Source organism: Paenibacillus sp. Y412MC10, assembly GCF_000024685.1.
Classification (GTDB): domain Bacteria; phylum Bacillota; class Bacilli; order Paenibacillales; family Paenibacillaceae; genus Paenibacillus_AQ; species Paenibacillus_AQ lautus_A.
Genome location: NC_013406.1, coordinates 6,622,264 through 6,639,612, shown reverse-complemented (window position 1 = coordinate 6,639,612; position 17,349 = coordinate 6,622,264). Strand labels below are relative to the sequence as shown.

Sequence of the window (17,349 nt, the reverse complement as noted above, 5' to 3'; positions counted from 1 at the left end):
TACGTGCGCCGACTGCTCTTTTTTCGTCTTTTGCGTGGAGTTTGGGTTATAATGAAACAAGCTAAAACGCAAAAGCGAACATTCGAGGGGGTTTTTCATAGATGAAAATTGCATTGGGTACCGATCATGCCGGCATTCGTCTGAAAGAGGAGATCGTGGAGGTCATTCGGGGTCTTGGACACGAGGTGGAGGATCTTGGCTGCGGCTGTTCCGATTCCGTGGATTATCCCGATTACGCGCTTCCGGTGTGCGAGAAGGTGGTCTCGGGTGAAGCGGATCGGGGCATCCTGATCTGCGGAACGGGAATCGGCATGAGCATTGCCGCCAACAAGGTGCCGGGCATCCGCTGCGCGCTGACGCATGATGTATTTTCGGCCAAAGCCACGCGTGAGCATAATGACAGCAACGTGATTGCGCTGGGCGAGCGCGTCGTCGGCCCCGGGCTTGCTGCCGAGATCGTCAGCGCATGGCTGACAACGGATTTCAGCCAGGGCGAACGTCATGTCGGCCGCGTAAACAAGATCAAGGCCATCGAGGAGCGTTACCTGAAGAGCGAATCGCGATAGGTCGACGCGTAAAGCTGCTGCGGTTATTGCGTATGGAATGAAGCATCTTCTGTGAAAAAATTCATCGGGAGGACTGTGACATGACGGATATCTCCAAGGTTTCCTTGAGCGAACAGACGGCGCGGATCGTCCGCGAGCTGGCCGAAGCGGCAGCCTTAGGACCGGGCAAGGTGCTGGTCATCGGAGCCAGCACCAGTGAAGTGGTCGGACGCCGGATCGGCACAGGCGGCGCTCTTGAAACGGCGCAGCAGCTTCTTCAGGGCATTGCCGAGGTTCAAGCGGAATTCGGCTTCGCTGTAGCCTATCAATGCTGTGAGCATTTGAACCGGGCGCTAGTCATGGAGCGGGGACTGCTTGAAGAGCTGCGCCTGACGGAAGTGGCGGCTGTACCGATTCCGGGGGCGGGAGGCTCCATGGCCTCGGCGGCGTATCGGAGTATGAAGGAGCCCTGCCTTGCGGAATCCATTGAGGCCCATGCGGGTGTCGATATCGGCGAGACGCTGATCGGCATGCATTTGCGGAGAGTGGCGGTTCCGTTCAGGCCGAGCGAGCGTTATATCGGCGATGCGCGCGTAACGGCGGCTTACACCCGGCCGAAGCTGATCGGTGGGGAACGCGCCGTGTACCGGCTTGAGCAGCGGGATGATTCCACAATGTGCGATTGATTCGAATGAGAGCTCGCTTTAGTCATTAGGTAAACTTGTAGTCTTGACTTGGCAAGAGAAAATAACGATTGATTATGGGAGGATATGAACATGATGGAACATTTGCGGAAGAATGACCCGGCTGTATTGGAAGCGATGGATTTGGAACTGAAGCGTCAACGCAGCAACATTGAGCTGATTGCCTCCGAGAACATCGTCAGCGAAGCGGTTATGGAAGCCATGGGGACGGTGCTGACGAATAAATATGCGGAAGGCTACCCTGGCAAGCGTTATTACGGCGGCTGTGAGCGAGTGGATATCGTGGAGGATATCGCCCGCGACCGCGCGAAGGAATTGTTCGGTGCCGAGCATGCCAACGTTCAGCCGCACTCCGGCGCCCAAGCGAACATGGCGGTGTATTTGGCTGCGCTCAAGCCTGGAGATACCGTGCTCGGCATGAACCTGGCCCACGGCGGCCATTTGACTCACGGAAGCCCGGTTAACGCGTCCGGCCTTCTGTACAATTTCGTTGCATACGGCGTGCAGGAAGACACGTTCCTTATCGATTACGACGAAGTCCGCAAAGCGGCTTTCAAACACCGTCCTCGTCTGATCGTGGCGGGTGCAAGTGCATATCCTCGCATCATTGATTTCGAGAAGCTTGCTGCCATCGCGAACGACGTAGGCGCATTGTTCATGGTCGATATGGCTCATATTGCGGGTCTCGTTGCCGCGGGTCTTCACCCGAATCCGGTTCCGCATGCCCATTTCGTAACCACCACGACGCACAAGACCCTTCGCGGACCTCGCGGCGGCATGATTCTGTGCAAGAAGGCATGGGCACAGGCGATCGACAAAGCGGTGTTCCCAGGCTCCCAGGGCGGACCGCTCATGCATGTCATTGCTTCCAAGGCCGTTGCGCTTGGCGAAGCATTGGATCCGTCCTTCAAGACGTATGCAGAGAACGTCGTGAAGAACGCGAAAGTGCTGGCTGACACCCTGATCGAGGAAGGCCTGAACATCGTTTCCGGCGGAACCGATAACCATCTGATGCTGGTCGATACCCGCAATCTGGACATCACCGGCAAAGACGCAGAGAAGGTGCTGGATTCCATCGGGATTACCGTCAACAAGAACGCCATCCCGTTTGATCCGACGAGCCCGTTCGTCACGAGCGGTATCCGTATCGGTACGCCGGCGGTAACCTCCCGCGGCATGGATGAGCAGGCGATGGTGAAAATCGCGAAGATTATTGCCATGACCTTGAAGCAGCCTAAAGACGAAGCAACGCTGGAAAAAGCGGGCCGTTTGGTGGCTGAGCTTACGGATCAATATCCTCTTTATGCCGAAATGAAATATTAATCACAGTTTCGTCAGCATAAGAGGCCTATGATAAGAGGACCCCACCTGAAGGTGGGGTCCTCTTTTAGGAGCTGTCACATTCTGGCCAGATTGCTATGCTCGCATGTTCCCGGTCGGGTCGCTTCGCGGTGAGGATCAATACAGGCGAAAATGGAAAACCTAGGTGCAGGGCTGACGCAGATCCGGTTATAAGGTCAAAACTCACGGAAATAAACATGACTCGTGCAGGTGTCAATTGACTAGAGGGAATGATATAATAGACAGGATTTATGGAGCTCACAAGTATTTACGCCCATATTGAAATAACATTTGCATTCAAACCGGAGGGACCAGACATGGGAAAATTGGTGATTTGTGATCACCCGTTGATTCAACACAAACTTACATTTATACGCGATATGCGGACTAACACAAAAGACTTTCGCGAATTGGTAGATGAAGTCGCGACTTTGATGGCTTATGAAATTACGCGGGAGGTTCCCCTTGAATCGATATCTGTTCAGACGCCGGTAGCCGAAACCCAAGGGAAAGTCATTTCCGGCCGGATGCTCGGCCTCGTGCCGATCCTGCGTGCGGGTCTTGGCATGCTGGACGGCGTGGTCAAGCTGCTTCCCGCTGCCAAGGTAGGGCATGTCGGATTGTTCCGCGACCCGGAAACGCTTCAGCCCGTGGAATATTATACGAAGCTTCCAACCGACGTGACGGAGCGGGAATTGATCGTCATCGATCCGATGCTGGCAACGGGCGGATCGGCCATCGCTGCGATCGACGTGCTGAAGAAGCGCGGCTGCACCCAGATCAAAATGATGAATCTCGTGGCTGCGCCGGAAGGCGTGAAGGCCGTGCATGACGCTCATCCGGACGTGGATATTTACGTTGCTGCTCTGGATGAAGGGCTCAACGACCACGGCTACATCGTACCGGGCCTGGGTGATGCAGGAGATCGGCTGTACGGCACGAAATAAGAGCCCTGCCTGTCATTCGTACCACTTGAATATTTGAAAAAACAAGCATGCAAAGAGGGGTAATTTCAAACATGTCAAAAGTGAAAGTGATGACGATATTTGGGGTCCGCCCCGAAGCGATCAAGATGGCGCCGCTTATTCTGGAACTTCAGCGCCATCCGGAGCATATCGAATCGGTGGTTTGTGTAACTGCGCAGCATCGGCAAATGCTGGATCAGGTGCTTGACGTGTTCAAGATTGTTCCGGACTACGACTTGGACGTGATGAAAGACCGTCAGACGCTGAATGAGATCACCGTACGCGTTCTGGAGGGGCTTGAGCCTGTCCTGCGCGAGGCCAAGCCGGATATCGTGCTGGTGCACGGCGACACGCTGACAACGTTCCTGGCCAGCTATGCAGCCTTCCTGCAGCAGATTCAGGTCGGCCATGTAGAGGCCGGTCTTCGCACATGGAACAAGCTGAATCCTTATCCTGAAGAAATGAACCGTCAGCTGACCGGCGTGCTGGCCGATCTGCACTTTGCGCCGACGGACTGGTCTGCCGAGAATCTCCGCAAGGAGAACAAGCCGGAATCCCGCATTTACGTGACGGGCAACACCGCCACGGACGTGTTCCAGTATACGGTGCGGGAAGGATATACCCATCCGGTTCTGGATTGGGCACAGGACAAGCGCCTGATCCTGATGACGGCGCACCGCCGCGAATCCCAAGGGGAGCCGCACCGTCAGATTTTTGAAGCGGTGAAGCGCATTGCCGACGAGTTCGAGGATATCGCCATCGTCTACCCTGTGCATCCGAGCCCTGCCGTCAAAGAGCCGGCTCACCGCATTTTGGGGAACCACCCGCGCATCAAGCTGATTGAACCGCTGGATGTCGTGGATATGAATAATATCTACACACGTACGCATTTCATCATTACGGATTCGGGCGGCATGCAAGAGGAAGCTCCGTCCTTCGGCGTGCCGACGCTGGTGCTTCGGGACACGACGGAACGTCCGGAGGGCATTGAAGCCGGCACCCTGGAGCTGGTAGGCACCCAGGAAGAGAATGTGTACGAACGCATTAAGGCTCTGCTGACCGATCAGGAGCTCTATGACAAGATGAGCAAAGCAGCTAATCCTTACGGGGATGGGCAAGCTTCCCAGCGAATTGTCAATGCGATTTTGCACCATTTTGGCATTCGAAAAGAGCGTCCTGAGGAATTTCACAGAATGTTCACAAAGGCATAGTTTACCGTATTCTGATTGGCAAGGGGACAGCATACAGTTGAACTGTACGGTTACCGCGGCGTTTTGCGCAATTTAGACTGCTCAAAACGCCGATTTTACACGGGAAATCCATCAAATCGATTCATTGACAAACTCTTGCTATATTCAGTAAAATGAGTTGGGATTAGAGGTTCATATGAAAAATCCGAAAAGTCAAGATAACCCTTGGTTGATAGCGCTATACATTAGCGGGGCGGGCGGTTTGCTTGCCGCTTACATTCTCATCGGTTTTTTTACCGGGCGATGGCTCATGAATCAATTGGACGGGCCCAGAGTGTGGCTTGCCATTGGTACGCTTTCGGGGCTCTTTGTAGGGATTTTGAATATCGCTCTTCTCATTAAAAAGTTTTTGGGGGCGCAGGCGTGAATGATTTGACTTCCATTGTGAACGCTGTATTTAGAGTATCGCTACTCTTATTGTCTGCCTTGTTTCTCGGATGGGCTCTCTATCCGGAATTCCGCCCGATAATTATGGGGTTGATCATGGGCATGGCGGCGGGCTTGTTTAATGTACGCTTCCTCTCCATGAAAGTGCAGCAGCTGGCGCAATTGGCTGTCGATCCGGAACCGAAAAAGTACAACTTCGGCTTCATTACGAGATTGTGCATCGGGCTTCTGATTGTGATCTTCGCCGTGAAACTCGAACAGGTATCCCTCGGCGGTGCAATCGCCGGTCTGTTCATACCCCAATTGTTGACCATTCCTGTCAGCATTGTGTTCAGTTTGAGAAACAATCATTGATCAGCGCTAACTTGGAAAGGGGTGAAAACAATTATATGCATGATTCACCGATTATCAAACTTGGCGGATTGAATATTGACCTATCGGCGGTCATAATGCTTCTTGTCACCTGTGTGGTGGTGTTCGTATTATGCCGGCTGGCGGTACGTAGTCTATCTGTCGAAAACCCTTCCAAACTGCAAAACTTCATGGAATGGGTAGTGGAATTTGTGCAAGGCGTCGTAGCGAGTGCGATGGATCTGAAGAAAGGGAAAGCTTACATATCGTTGGGGCTTACTCTGATCCTGTTCATCTTTGTAGCCAACTTGCTGGGCTTGCCGTTCTCAATTATCACCGACTTGCCGGAGAACTTCACAGTCTTTGGACAGCCAATTCTGGCTACACTCGGACTTGAACATGGCCACTATGCTCACGTATTGTGGTGGAAGTCGCCAACAGCGGACATTTCCGTTACGGCCGGTCTTGCGATCGTTGTATTCGTGCTCATGAACTACCTGGGCCTGAAGCTGAATCGCAAGCATTACCTGAAGCATTACATCGAACCGTTCCCGATCTTCCTGCCGCTCAATATCATTGAGAACCTGGCAAAACCTATCGCTCTGGCAATCCGGCTTTACGCCAACATATTTGCCGGCGAGGTACTGATCACGGTGATTCTGAAAACCGGCTTCTACGGCATTCCGTTCATGGCCGCATGGCAAGGTTTCAGTATCTTCATTGGTGCATTGCAGGCGTTTATCTTTACGATTTTGACAATGGTATACATCTCGCAAACGACGATTCACGAAGAGCATTGATCAACTCGGACGAATCCGCCGTAACAGCGGTGTTTTTCGAAAGAGATATTTTCTATAGTTTCACCAAATTTCAATTTTGAAACAATTTTAAGGAGGATATTTAACAATGGAATTTTTGGCAGCAGCTATTGCAGTAGGTCTGGGCGCCCTTGGCGCAGGTTTGGGTAACGGTATGATCGTAAGCAGAACAGTTGAGTCTATCGCTCGTCAACCAGAAGCACGTGGTCAATTGCAAACAACGATGTTTATCGGTGTTGGTATCGTAGAGGTTATTCCTTTGGCAGCTACTGTAATCGCGTTCTTGATCATGTTCTCTTAATAACAATACAACGGTTTGGCGGGGAGGGCCGATGCCATCCGCGCCTTCGTTTTGTTAGGCACCGCACTTCGTGTTGATGGAAAGGAGTGACCTCAATGACAATTCTTTGGGAAAATATGGTAATCACTATTATCGCGTTTGTTATTCTTTACCTTTTGCTTCAAAAGTTTGCGTTCAGCAAATTGTTCGGCATCATGGAGCAGCGTCGTGAGCTGGTCATGAGCCAGATGAACGAAGCGGCACAGACCCGCCAGCAGGCGACTGCATATGTAGAAGAGCAGAAGAAGGCACTGGAGCAAGCGCGTCAAGATGCTCACGAAATCATCGAGCGTTCCAGACAAACTAGCAACAAACAAGCAGAGCAAATTATGGAACAAGCTAAGGAAGAGGCGATTCGCCTGAAATCCGAAGCTGTTCGTGATATCGAGAATGAGAAGAAGAAAGCGGTCGAAGAGCTTCGCAGCGAAATCGGCAGCGTTTCCGTGAAGATCGCGACCAAGCTGATCGAACGTGAAGTCAAGAATGACCAAGCTCAAGAAGAACTGGTGGATCAATACCTTAAAGAGGTAGGAGGCAGACCATGAGCCAAAATACGGTAGCAGCCAAGCGGTATGCGCGGGCGCTGTTCGAAGTGGCGGCTCAGCAGCAGAAGGGTCTGGAAGTGGAAGAAGAATTGCGGGCTGTCGTGCATGCCATTGAAGGCGATGCCGACATCCAGAAATTCATCGCCACGCCGAATGTTCCCCAGTCCGTGAAGATGAACGTAATCAGCCAGGCGTTGGCAGGGAAGGTATCGCAGCCTGTATTGAACACGATCGAATTGCTTCTCGACAGAGGGCGTGCAGAGATGTTCGCAGAACTGCTGAACAGCTATGTGAAGATACAAGGTGCGAGCTTGGGATTGGCAGACGCCACTGTGTACTCCACCTACCCGCTTAGCGATCAGGAAAAAGAACAGGTTGCTTCGGAATTCGGACAGTTAGCACATCAGAAGATCCGCGTGACCAATGTTGTGGACGAAAGTTTGCTCGGCGGCCTGAAAGTTGTCATTGGCGACAAGCTGTATGACGGAAGCATTGCCGGGAAGCTGGAACGTCTCGAAAAGTCTTTTAATAGACGAGCATAGTAGATAGGGGTGAAAACGTTGAGTATCAGACCTGAAGAAATCAGTACTTTAATCAAAAGTCAAATTGAAGAATATAAATCCGATATCACTGTCTCTGAAGTAGGTACGGTAATTCAAGTAAGTGACGGTATTGCTCGCGTGTACGGCCTGGAGAACGCGATGTCCGGGGAACTTTTGGAGTTCCAAAACGGCGTGTTCGGTCTGGCGCTGAACCTTGAGGAGAGCAATGTCGGTGTCGTTATCCTGGGACCTTACTCCGAAATCAAGGAAGGCGATCAGGTAAAGCGTACAGGACGTATCATGGAGGTTCCTGTAGGCGAAGCTCTGCTTGGACGCGTCGTGAATCCGCTGGGTCAGCCGCTTGACGGCAAAGGCCCGATCGAAGCGACTGCATTCCGTCCGGTTGAGAGCAGTGCACCAGGCGTTATCGACCGTAAATCCGTTCATGAGCCGATGCAAACCGGTATTAAAGCGATCGACGCGATGGTACCTATCGGCCGCGGTCAGCGCGAGCTGATCATCGGTGACCGCCAAACAGGTAAAACGACCGTAGCCATCGATACGATCCTGAACCAAAAAGGCAGCGGCGTTAAATGTATTTATGTAGCCATCGGGCAAAAGCAGTCCACTGTAGCACAGGTTGTTGAAACTCTTCGCCGTCATGGCGCGCTGGAGTACACGATCGTTGTTACGGCTTCGGCTTCCGAGCCGGCTCCGCTGCAGTACATCGCTCCATACGCAGGCTGCGCAATGGGCGAGTACTTCATGTACAAAGGCGAGCATGCACTCATCATCTATGATGACTTGTCGAAGCAAGCGGCAGCATACCGTGAATTGTCCTTGCTCCTCCGTCGTCCTCCGGGTCGGGAAGCTTATCCGGGTGACGTTTTCTACCTGCATTCCCGTTTGCTGGAGCGTGCAGCGAAGCTCAACGATGAGCTTGGTGGTGGTTCATTAACCGCACTGCCATTTATTGAAACACAGGCTTCTGACGTATCTGCTTACATTCCAACCAACGTAATTTCGATTACGGATGGACAGATCTTCCTGGAGTCCGAGCTGTTCTACTCCGGACAACGCCCAGCGATTAACGTCGGTATTTCGGTATCCCGTGTCGGCGGTTCCGCGCAGATCAAGGCGATGAAAAAGGTTGCGGGCGGCATGAAGCTGGATCTTGCGCAATACCGTGAGCTCCAGGCGTTCTCCCAGTTCGGATCCGATCTGGACAAATCAACCTTGGCTCGTTTGAACCGTGGTGCAAGATTGATGGAAATCCTGAAACAGGGCGTAAACCAGCCGTTGTCCGTTGAACAACAGGTGGTTAGCTTGTACGCAGCCGTTAAAGGATATATCGATGATATCGAGGTTGCTGACGTGCGTCGTTTCGAGAGCGAGTTCCTCGCGTTTATTGGAAGCAATAAACCGGAAATTCTTCAATCCATTACGGATACGAAGGATTTGACGTCCGACAACGAAAACGCGTTGAAAGCGGCAATCGATCAATTTAAGAAGGGCTTTGCCGCTTCGGTCTAAGCTCCTCAGGCAAGTAATAGGAGGGGAGCCGGGGTAAGCCCGGCATCCTCTTTCATCATATGGAATGTAGCTTTGGCTGTGACCAAAGTGGTTTTTACAACAGATGTGGCTTTGGTCCTAGCCAAAGCTTAGTCTACCCGTACGAAGTAATTTTGGCCCCAGCCAAAGCGCGAATTGCTTACGAAGTAACTTTGGTTTTGCCGAAGTTAGGTGATTGCTTACGAAGTTAGCTTTGGCTTCGCCAAAGCTAGGCTGATGCTTACGAAGTTAGCTTTGGCTTCGCCAAAGCTTTAAGGTGGTGAAAACATGGCAAGAGGATTACGTGATATTAAACGGCAGATCAAGAGTGTTCAGAACACAAGGCAGATCACCAAGGCGATGGAAATGGTTGCTGCTGCCAAGCTGAGAAGAGCTCAAGAGAAGGCGACCTCCGCGCTTCCATACTCCGAGAAGCTGAAAGAAGTGGTTGGCAGCATCGCTGCTGGAACCAAGGGAATCAGCCATCCGATGCTGGAGAAGCGCGAAGTGAAGAAAACCGGTTATCTGGTGATCACTTCAGACCGTGGTCTTGCGGGTGCTTCGAACTCCAATATTTTGCGTAAAGTATCGAATTTTATCGCAGAACGCCATCAGTCCAAGGACGAGTATTGCCTGTTTGTGATCGGACGTAAAGGACGGGATTATTTCCGCCGTCGTGGACTTCCGGTTGTTGAGGAGCTCACCGATTTATCCGACAGTCCGACCTATGCGGATATTAAGACCATCGCTAACGCGGCGGTTCACCAATACGAGCTGGGTCAGATTGATGAGTTATACCTGTGCTATAACCAATTCGTGAATGCCTTGACTCAGCTTCAGGAAATCTCCAAACTTCTGCCGATGGAGAACATTGGCGGCGGGGAGAACCTGACTGGTTATGAGTATGAGCCGTCTCCGGAAGGCGTGCTGGAGGTTCTGCTTCCGAAATATGCGGAAACGCTGATTTTCAGCGCAATGCTCAATGCGAAGGCAAGTGAGCTTGGAGCGAAGATGACCGCGATGGGAGCAGCAACGAAGAATGCGAGCAAGTTGATCAACGAGTTGAACCTGACTTACAACCGTGCTCGTCAGGCTGCCATCACGCAGGAAATTTCCGAGATTGTGGGCGGAGCCAACGCTCAGCAATAATGCACGTTTGAATTCTTAACTTAGTATTTAACGGATATGCGGCGATGTGATGAACAGCCGCTTTTACGATCATCGTTCACCGCCAGAGGTGAACGGGTAGGAGGGAAAACGAATCAATGAAAAAAGGACGCGTTGTCAGCATTACAGGTGCTGTAGTTGACATTGAATTTGAGCGCGGTCATCTTCCCGAGATTTTTAATGCTGTCAAGATTGAAGCTACGTTGGAAGGCGGCCGCTCGGTTGATTTGACTTTGGAAGTATCCAATCATTTGGGTGATAACCTGGTTCGTTGTATCGCGATGTCATCCACGGACGGTCTCGTTCGCGGCATCGAAGCTGTGGATTTGGGCAGACCAATCACGGTTCCTGTAGGTTCCGCTACACTCGGTCGCGTATTTAACGTATTGGGTGAGCCGATCGATAATGCAGGTGCCGTAGTGTCCGAAGTTAATAACCCGATCCACCGTGAAGCTCCTGCATACGATGAGCTCTCCACGCAAGCAGAAATGCTTGAAACGGGGATTAAAGTTATCGACTTGCTTGCTCCATACCAAAAAGGCGGTAAAATCGGTCTCTTCGGTGGTGCCGGCGTAGGTAAAACCGTTGCGATCCAGGAATTGATCAACAACATCGCTCAAGAACACGGCGGTATCTCCGTATTTGCCGGCGTAGGTGAGCGTACTCGTGAAGGTAATGACCTTTACCACGAGATGAGCGATTCCGGCGTTATCAACAAAACCGCGATGGTATTCGGACAGATGAACGAGCCTCCGGGTGCCCGTCTTCGCGTAGCGTTGACCGGATTGACGATGGCGGAATATTTCCGTGACCAAGAAGGTAAAGACGTACTTCTCTTTATCGACAACATCTTCCGCTTTACTCAAGCGGGTTCCGAAGTATCCGCCCTCCTGGGACGTATGCCTTCCGCGGTAGGTTACCAGCCAACGCTGGCATCCGAAATGGGTCGCTTGCAAGAGCGGATTACCTCCACGAAAAAAGGTTCTGTAACATCCATCCAGGCGATCTATGTACCTGCGGATGACTATACGGATCCGGCTCCTGCTACGACGTTTGCTCACTTGGATGCAACGACGAACCTGGAGCGTAAAATTTCCGAGATGGGTATCTATCCTGCGGTAGATCCGCTGGCATCCAGCTCCCGTATCTTGGCTCCGGAAATCGTTGGTGAAGAGCATTACAATGTGGCTCAAGGCGTTAAGAAAATTTTGGCTCGCTACAACGAGCTTCAAGATATCATTGCAATCCTCGGTATGGATGAGCTGAGCGAGGAAGATAAAGCGATCGTTGGACGTGCTCGTCGTGTTCAGCGTTTCCTTTCCCAGGCTTTCCACGTTGCCGAGCAGTTTAACGGCATTCCTGGTAAATATGTGCCGGTTAAAGAAACCGTACGCAGCTTTAAAGAGATCCTGGAAGGCAAGCACGACCACCTTCCGGAAGCCGCTTTCCTGTTCGTAGGTACGATTGAAGAGGCAGTTGAAAAAGCAAAAACATTGTAAGCTGACGCTCCGTGATCGGCAGACCGAAACAGTGCTCACAGTGGGACTGTGAGGTCTGCTGCGCGAGTTTTCTGCGGAAAACGGTGAGGAGGGATGGAAGTGAGCACCATTTTGTTGGAAATCGTAACGCCGGACCGCTTGGTTTACTCGGAGCAGGTGAACAGTGTTACGGTGCGTGGGGTTGAGGGAGAGCTGGGCATTTTGCCTGGTCATATTTCCTTCGTTACGCCGCTTCAAATAGCGCCAGTCTTTGTGAAGATCGGCAACGAGAGAACCCCGTTTGCGGTACAGGGCGGTTTCGTCGAAGTCCGCAAAGATAAGATTGTCATCCTGGCGGAAAGCGCAGAGAGAGCGGGAGAAATCGATCTGGAGCGTGCGGAAGCCGCGAAGGAAAGAGCAGAGACTCGCCTGCATGCGAAGGGAAGACAAGATGAAGTTGACCATCGTCGCGCGGAATTGGCTCTGCAAAGAGCGATGAACCGGATTAAAGTGACGCGGAACTAATCGTTGAACCAAGACAGCTTGGCTGCAAGATTGCAGCCAAGCTGTTTTTTTGTTTACAGCAAGCATAGGATTTCAGAGAATCTGAATCATGTTGCTGTGAAGTTCGATAAGCGGGGAAAACAAGGGCCGTTTTCTGAAAATCGCGTCGATTATAGTTAATTTTTTCATCGTTTAAAGGGTCAGAATAGTAGGATGAATTCGCTAAAGCAGCTCTCTAACAGTGTCATATGAAGCTTATGGAGCCTGCGATTCTATGAAATGTTGGATATCCCAAGTATCTAACCCTTGCTTTTATAGAGTCGCAGCACAACATATAGCGTCTAAGAGAGAAAGGTCATTCCAAGAATTAACCATCTGGAAGCTTTACCGGCCGCTAAGTTAGGGTCCGGTAATTTTTTGTAATATAATAAGTATAAATAGGAGCATGGGGAATGAAACTATATCCATTCCTGGTGTTTCATTGGTTCATGATTGCGATAAGAACAGCATTTTGGACTTCGGCTAATGGCGTGTTCCTGATCGTTTTTGGGCAATGTCGATAAATTTTATTATTTCCGAGGAAATGTCGTATAGAAAGTGCTGGATTCTTAGCCTCCAGCCAAGTATTATAGAAGAGTCGGTCCTGAATAGGGCTGACAAATTCACGAAGGAGGAGGGAGTATGAATCAGGATTTATCCAATTCAATCGGTGCCGTCGGTGTTAGCGGATTGATATCGATTGTTGTTTCACTGGTCTGTATCGCACTGGCTTGGTGGGCATTACAACAAGTAAAGCTGGATTTGGTTGTCCGTCATCCGAAAGGGCCGCAGGGAAAGCTGCTGCATTTGCTGCTGGCGGTGGTGCTTGGACGATTCGTTGCTGAATTCCTAATTGACTATATTACATGGAGTCAAATGATCCGATATATGTTTTAAACGCGAATGACGGGCGTGGTACATAACGTGTTGGAGCAGCTTGTTTTTAAGACATGAGTTGTAGGATGGTTATGTGTTCGGCAATCTTTTTACGTGTCTGTTTTAATTGCGGTATGAATGGTTATATCTCTGTTAGGTTGCTTCAGAAGAAGATGTCGAATAAACGCATTTTATTATGTTAACACTTAAATCAAGAAACGGATCGGGCGGACGCTATGACTTCCGGACTATAATGTTCACCCGGTAATTGTTGCGCATTGACAAGTGCTGGTCGGTCATGGTACCTTTCGTAGGTCCATACTGCGGATAACAGATGCTTCATAAGGTGGCATCATGGATTGTTCGATTCCTGATGTAGACACCGTATCAGATGTCATAAATAGTTCAAAAATCGCTTGTTTAGCGGAAAACACTAATGTTAAGATGAAAGTTAGGGAATTAGCAACACCTAATTACTAACACACGCAATCAGGAAAATTATGGACGCGGAGGGAAACCATGATGAGCAAATTTATCGTCCGCGGTGGCAAAAGACTGACCGGAAGCGTCAAAGTCAGCGGAGCAAAAAATTCAGTTCTTCCGATCATCGCTGCCTCTCTACTAGGGGAAGTTGGGGAAAGTGTTATTATTGACGCGCCTCCTCTTGACGATGTAATTACAATCAGCAAAGTATTGGAGTCGCTTGGTGCGGGCATTACATATCAGGATGAAGTGATACGTGTGAATGCAGAGCACATAACGACATGTGAAGCGCCTTATGAATGGGTGCGGAAGATGCGGGCGTCTTTTCTGGTCATGGGACCTTTATTGGCACGTTGTGGACGAACCCGGATTTCGCTTCCCGGGGGATGTGCTATCGGCACAAGACCCATCGATCAGCATCTAAAAGGATTTGAAGCTCTCGGGGCGGAAATCAGCCTCGGACAAGGATATATTGAAGCTAAGAGCAATGGCAGATTGCGCGGGGCAAAGGTCTATTTGGACGTTGCCAGCGTAGGTGCTACTGAAAATATTATGATGGCTGCCACATTGGCTGAAGGGACAACGGTTATCGAAAATGCGGCGAAAGAGCCGGAAATTGTCGATTTAGCGAATTACCTGAATGCAATGGGAGCCAAAGTTCGCGGTGCGGGCACGGGCGTGATCCGCATCGAAGGCGTTGAGAAGATGCATGGCGTGAAGCATAACGTGATTCCTGACCGGATCGAAGCAGGCACCTTCATGGCTGCCGCTGCGATTACCGGCGGGGACGTATACGTGGAAGGAGCCATCGCCGATCATCTCGGCCCTGTCATCTCCAAGATGGAGGAGATGGGGATCACCGTCGAGCCGGACGAGAACGGGATTCGCGTCATCGCTGACAAGCCGTTAAAGTCGGTGGATGTGAAAACCTTGCCTTACCCTGGATTCCCAACCGACATGCAATCGCAGATGATGGCGCTCTTGCTGGTGTCGGAAGGTACAAGTGTCGTGACCGAAACCGTATTTGAAAACCGCTTTATGCACGTGGACGAATTCCAATTGATGAATGCGGAGATCAAGGTGGAGGGACGTTCTGCCATCGTGACCGGCGGCGCGAAGCTGAAAGGAGCCAAAGTAACGGCAACGGATCTGCGTGCAGGGGCCGCCTTGATTTTAGCCGGTCTTGTTTCTGAGGGGACTACCGAAGTTGGCGGCGTTCAGCATATTGATCGCGGTTATGTTCATTTGGCGGAGAAGCTGTCCGGACTTGGCGCGGATATCTGGCGTATTTCGACGGAGGAACCGAGCACGGAGAAGGTTTCGAAGAAAGCGGCAACTGAAGCAGAGGACGCCAAACATTTTAAAGTGCAGCCAACCTGGGTATAACCTGGAGGCTGGATCTGTTCATTAAGGTTAGACCGCATTAAGTCATAGAAGGGGCTTTGCCGATGGAGGCAAGGCCTCTTCTTTTTTGGGTATGCCATCATCATGGCAGCTATCCCTCCTTCTCTTATGTTGGGATTCCGGATCAATAGGAGACTTTTTGCTAGCTTGCTTGCAGTCAGCCTCAGCGTTTCTTCATCCATATGAATTTTCCCGTTCTCTTAGAATAGTTCTATCAAATACCCGTATCTCATAAGTATAAGTAGAGCGTGATGGAGCATGAACGAGAGCCTATACCAGGGGAAAAGGCACAGGAGGGAAACGCAATGAAAGATTCGAAGGTTCGTGTGAATGTGAGCACCGCAGGGAACAAACGAGCGGTCGATTCAAAAGACGTTCGGAAAGAAGGAAGTGCTGAGCCTTATCAGGTGCCGTCCGAAGGATCGGCGGCTCCCGTGTTGAAGTGGAAATTTCCTGAGGGGCTTGAGACGAAGGGCGGGCTGACTGAAGAACAAAGCCGTCGTTCGATACCGGATACAGAGGATATGCAGGAAGGGCCGCGCGGGCACCGCGGCCCGAGGAGCAGGCCGGACGCCTTCGGCGAGTCCGGCCATGGCCCGCGGGCGGCACATACGCAGCCGCCCGAACGTCCTGCCGGCGCGCCTGCGCATGGCGCCGGGCCAGCCCCCGGCGGGCCGGCGGCCATGCCGCAGGGCCCGCATTCCGCGGCCGAGCCGCAGCGCTTCGCGCAAGCGGCACCGGGCCGCGTGCCGCGCGGCGGCCGCACGTTCCGTGTGCGGCCTGCGCGCTGGGGGCGTCGCGGCTTTGCCGCGCGGCGCCCGGCCGCCGGGAAGCGGCGGGTGCGGGTGCACCCCGCCGTCTGGGCGGTGGCCGGGCTGCTGGCCTTGGCGCTGGCGCTGCCTCTGCTGGTGGTTGCCCCCGGCAACAACGCACCAGAGCCGCTGCCGCCCGGGCCGGCCCCGCTGCCTTCCGCCGAGCCGCAGGCGGCGGAAGAGCCCACGGTATCCGTCTATGTAACCAAGACGGATACCGTGGAAGAGCTGCCGCTGGAACAGTACCTCGTCGGCGTCCTGGCCGCCGAGATGCCGGCGGAGTTCCAGCTGGAGGCGCTCAAGGCCCAGGCCATCGCGGCACGAACCTATATCGTGCAGCGGCTGGCGTCCGGCGACCGCAGCGGCGTGCCGGACGGGAAGGCCCTGGTGACCGACACGGTCAGTCACCAGGCTTATATCGCTCAAGACGAGCTGACGAAGGAATGGCGTCGGCTAGGGAAGGAAGCCGAGCTGACGAAGCTGCGGCAGGCGGTTAAGGAAACGGCGGGTGTGGTGATGACGTATGAAGGTAAGCCGATTACGGCTTCTTTTTTCTCCACCAGCAACGGGTATACCGAAAATTCAGAGGATTATTGGAAGAACGAGATTCCCTACCTGCGCAGCGTGGAGAGTCCATGGGATAAACAGATTTCGCCCAAATACAAGACAACGGTCACGATGCCAAGGTCGGAGTTTATCGGAAAGCTTGGCCTGGCGGATGGAGCCGTACCGGTATCGGCGGGCGGGGACGGGGGTTCTTCTTTTTTGAAAGTGCTCTCGTATACGCAAGGCCATCGCATTGAGAGCGTACGGGTCGGCGGCAAGAAGTTCACCGGTCGCGAGGTGAGAGAGAAGCTGGGGCTCCGGTCCAGCCAATTCACCCTTCATATGAAAGACGGAGAGATTGAGATTACGACCTACGGCAACGGCCACGGAGTCGGCATGAGCCAGTACGGAGCAGAGGGCATGGCCCGCGAGGGATATGAAGCGAAAGCGATTCTGGAGCACTATTATACGAATATTTCTTTTGACAAAACTTCAAATCTTCTCTCTTTAAATACAAGTTCAAAAAATCGGTTTTTCAACACCGAGAAGGTTGAATAAAGCTAGGGACTGAGAAGCGGAGCGTACGTTTTGGGTACGTGAGCATTGGAAGGACCGGCTGAATTCAAGATTCGATGCCGAGTTGCCCCTTGATTCACTCCGTGATCAAAAGACGACTTTTGGAACAACCTCTCAAAAAAATA

General features: G+C 52.0%; 18 protein-coding genes. All 18 read left to right on the top strand.

Annotated elements, in window-relative coordinates:
* Nucleotides 1-101: 101 nt before the first annotated feature.
* The 18 genes from rpiB to spoIID all read left to right on the top strand — a co-directional run bounded on the left by rpiB (nucleotide 102) and on the right by spoIID (nucleotide 17,206).
* Nucleotides 102-566, top strand: a complete 465-nt coding sequence (gene rpiB, locus GYMC10_RS29400; RefSeq protein ID WP_009590548.1) for a ribose 5-phosphate isomerase B — start codon at nucleotides 102-104, stop codon at nucleotides 564-566.
* A gap of 80 nt (nucleotides 567-646) precedes the next feature.
* A complete protein-coding gene (locus tag GYMC10_RS29395) occupies nucleotides 647-1,231 on the top strand; it encodes a TIGR01440 family protein (RefSeq protein ID WP_015737751.1) in 585 nt (194 codons plus the stop codon).
* Between the two features lie 90 nt (nucleotides 1,232-1,321).
* Nucleotides 1,322-2,572 (top strand): serine hydroxymethyltransferase, encoded by a 1,251-nt coding sequence (gene glyA, locus GYMC10_RS29390; RefSeq protein ID WP_009590552.1) that lies wholly within the window; start codon nucleotides 1,322-1,324, stop codon nucleotides 2,570-2,572.
* A 335-nt stretch (nucleotides 2,573-2,907) separates the two neighbouring features.
* Complete coding sequence (gene upp / locus GYMC10_RS29385) at nucleotides 2,908-3,537, top strand: uracil phosphoribosyltransferase (protein WP_006213103.1); 630 nt, start codon at nucleotides 2,908-2,910, stop codon at nucleotides 3,535-3,537.
* Between the two features lie 71 nt (nucleotides 3,538-3,608).
* The gene (gene wecB / locus GYMC10_RS29380; protein ID WP_015737750.1) at nucleotides 3,609-4,766 is read left to right on the top strand and encodes a non-hydrolyzing UDP-N-acetylglucosamine 2-epimerase; all 1,158 of its coding nucleotides are present in this window, start codon (nucleotides 3,609-3,611) and stop codon (nucleotides 4,764-4,766) included.
* 175 nt (nucleotides 4,767-4,941) lie between these two features.
* Complete coding sequence (locus GYMC10_RS29375; RefSeq protein ID WP_009590543.1) at nucleotides 4,942-5,172, top strand: AtpZ/AtpI family protein; 231 nt, start codon at nucleotides 4,942-4,944, stop codon at nucleotides 5,170-5,172.
* Entirely contained in the window at nucleotides 5,169-5,546 is a 378-nt protein-coding gene (locus GYMC10_RS29370; RefSeq protein ID WP_015737749.1) for an ATP synthase subunit I, read from the top strand. The genes GYMC10_RS29375 and GYMC10_RS29370 overlap by 4 nt, the downstream gene beginning before the upstream one ends.
* A 35-nt stretch (nucleotides 5,547-5,581) precedes the next feature.
* Nucleotides 5,582-6,343 carry a F0F1 ATP synthase subunit A gene (atpB, locus tag GYMC10_RS29365; RefSeq protein WP_041622068.1) on the top strand — a complete coding sequence of 254 codons (762 nt, stop codon included), beginning with the start codon at nucleotides 5,582-5,584 and terminating at the stop codon, nucleotides 6,341-6,343.
* A 106-nt stretch (nucleotides 6,344-6,449) separates the two neighbouring features.
* A complete protein-coding gene (gene atpE / locus GYMC10_RS29360) occupies nucleotides 6,450-6,662 on the top strand; it encodes a F0F1 ATP synthase subunit C (protein WP_007128780.1) in 213 nt (70 codons plus the stop codon).
* A 95-nt stretch (nucleotides 6,663-6,757) separates the two neighbouring features.
* The gene (atpF, locus tag GYMC10_RS29355; RefSeq protein ID WP_009590554.1) at nucleotides 6,758-7,246 is read left to right on the top strand and encodes a F0F1 ATP synthase subunit B; all 489 of its coding nucleotides are present in this window, start codon (nucleotides 6,758-6,760) and stop codon (nucleotides 7,244-7,246) included.
* Nucleotides 7,243-7,788, top strand: a complete 546-nt coding sequence (locus tag GYMC10_RS29350; protein ID WP_015737747.1) for a F0F1 ATP synthase subunit delta — start codon at nucleotides 7,243-7,245, stop codon at nucleotides 7,786-7,788. The genes atpF and GYMC10_RS29350 overlap by 4 nt, the downstream gene beginning before the upstream one ends.
* An 18-nt stretch (nucleotides 7,789-7,806) precedes the next feature.
* On the top strand, nucleotides 7,807-9,321 hold the full coding sequence (gene atpA / locus GYMC10_RS29345; protein ID WP_015737746.1) for a F0F1 ATP synthase subunit alpha: 1,515 nt from the start codon (nucleotides 7,807-7,809) through the stop codon (nucleotides 9,319-9,321).
* Nucleotides 9,322-9,627: 306 nt separating this feature from the next.
* Nucleotides 9,628-10,488, top strand: coding sequence for an ATP synthase F1 subunit gamma (gene atpG / locus GYMC10_RS29340; RefSeq protein ID WP_009590544.1), 861 nt, complete (start codon nucleotides 9,628-9,630; stop codon nucleotides 10,486-10,488).
* A gap of 116 nt (nucleotides 10,489-10,604) precedes the next feature.
* The gene (gene atpD / locus GYMC10_RS29335) at nucleotides 10,605-12,005 is read left to right on the top strand and encodes a F0F1 ATP synthase subunit beta (RefSeq protein ID WP_009590553.1); all 1,401 of its coding nucleotides are present in this window, start codon (nucleotides 10,605-10,607) and stop codon (nucleotides 12,003-12,005) included.
* A gap of 99 nt (nucleotides 12,006-12,104) precedes the next feature.
* Nucleotides 12,105-12,509, top strand: coding sequence for a F0F1 ATP synthase subunit epsilon (locus tag GYMC10_RS29330; protein ID WP_015737745.1), 405 nt, complete (start codon nucleotides 12,105-12,107; stop codon nucleotides 12,507-12,509).
* A gap of 660 nt (nucleotides 12,510-13,169) precedes the next feature.
* Complete coding sequence (locus GYMC10_RS29325) at nucleotides 13,170-13,424, top strand: DUF1146 family protein (protein WP_009590551.1); 255 nt, start codon at nucleotides 13,170-13,172, stop codon at nucleotides 13,422-13,424.
* Between the two features lie 501 nt (nucleotides 13,425-13,925).
* The gene (gene murA / locus GYMC10_RS29320) at nucleotides 13,926-15,272 is read left to right on the top strand and encodes a UDP-N-acetylglucosamine 1-carboxyvinyltransferase (RefSeq protein ID WP_176502510.1); all 1,347 of its coding nucleotides are present in this window, start codon (nucleotides 13,926-13,928) and stop codon (nucleotides 15,270-15,272) included.
* Between the two features lie 323 nt (nucleotides 15,273-15,595).
* Nucleotides 15,596-17,206, top strand: a complete 1,611-nt coding sequence (spoIID, locus tag GYMC10_RS29315) for a stage II sporulation protein D (protein ID WP_015737743.1) — start codon at nucleotides 15,596-15,598, stop codon at nucleotides 17,204-17,206.
* The last annotated feature ends 143 nt before the right edge of the window (nucleotides 17,207-17,349 follow it).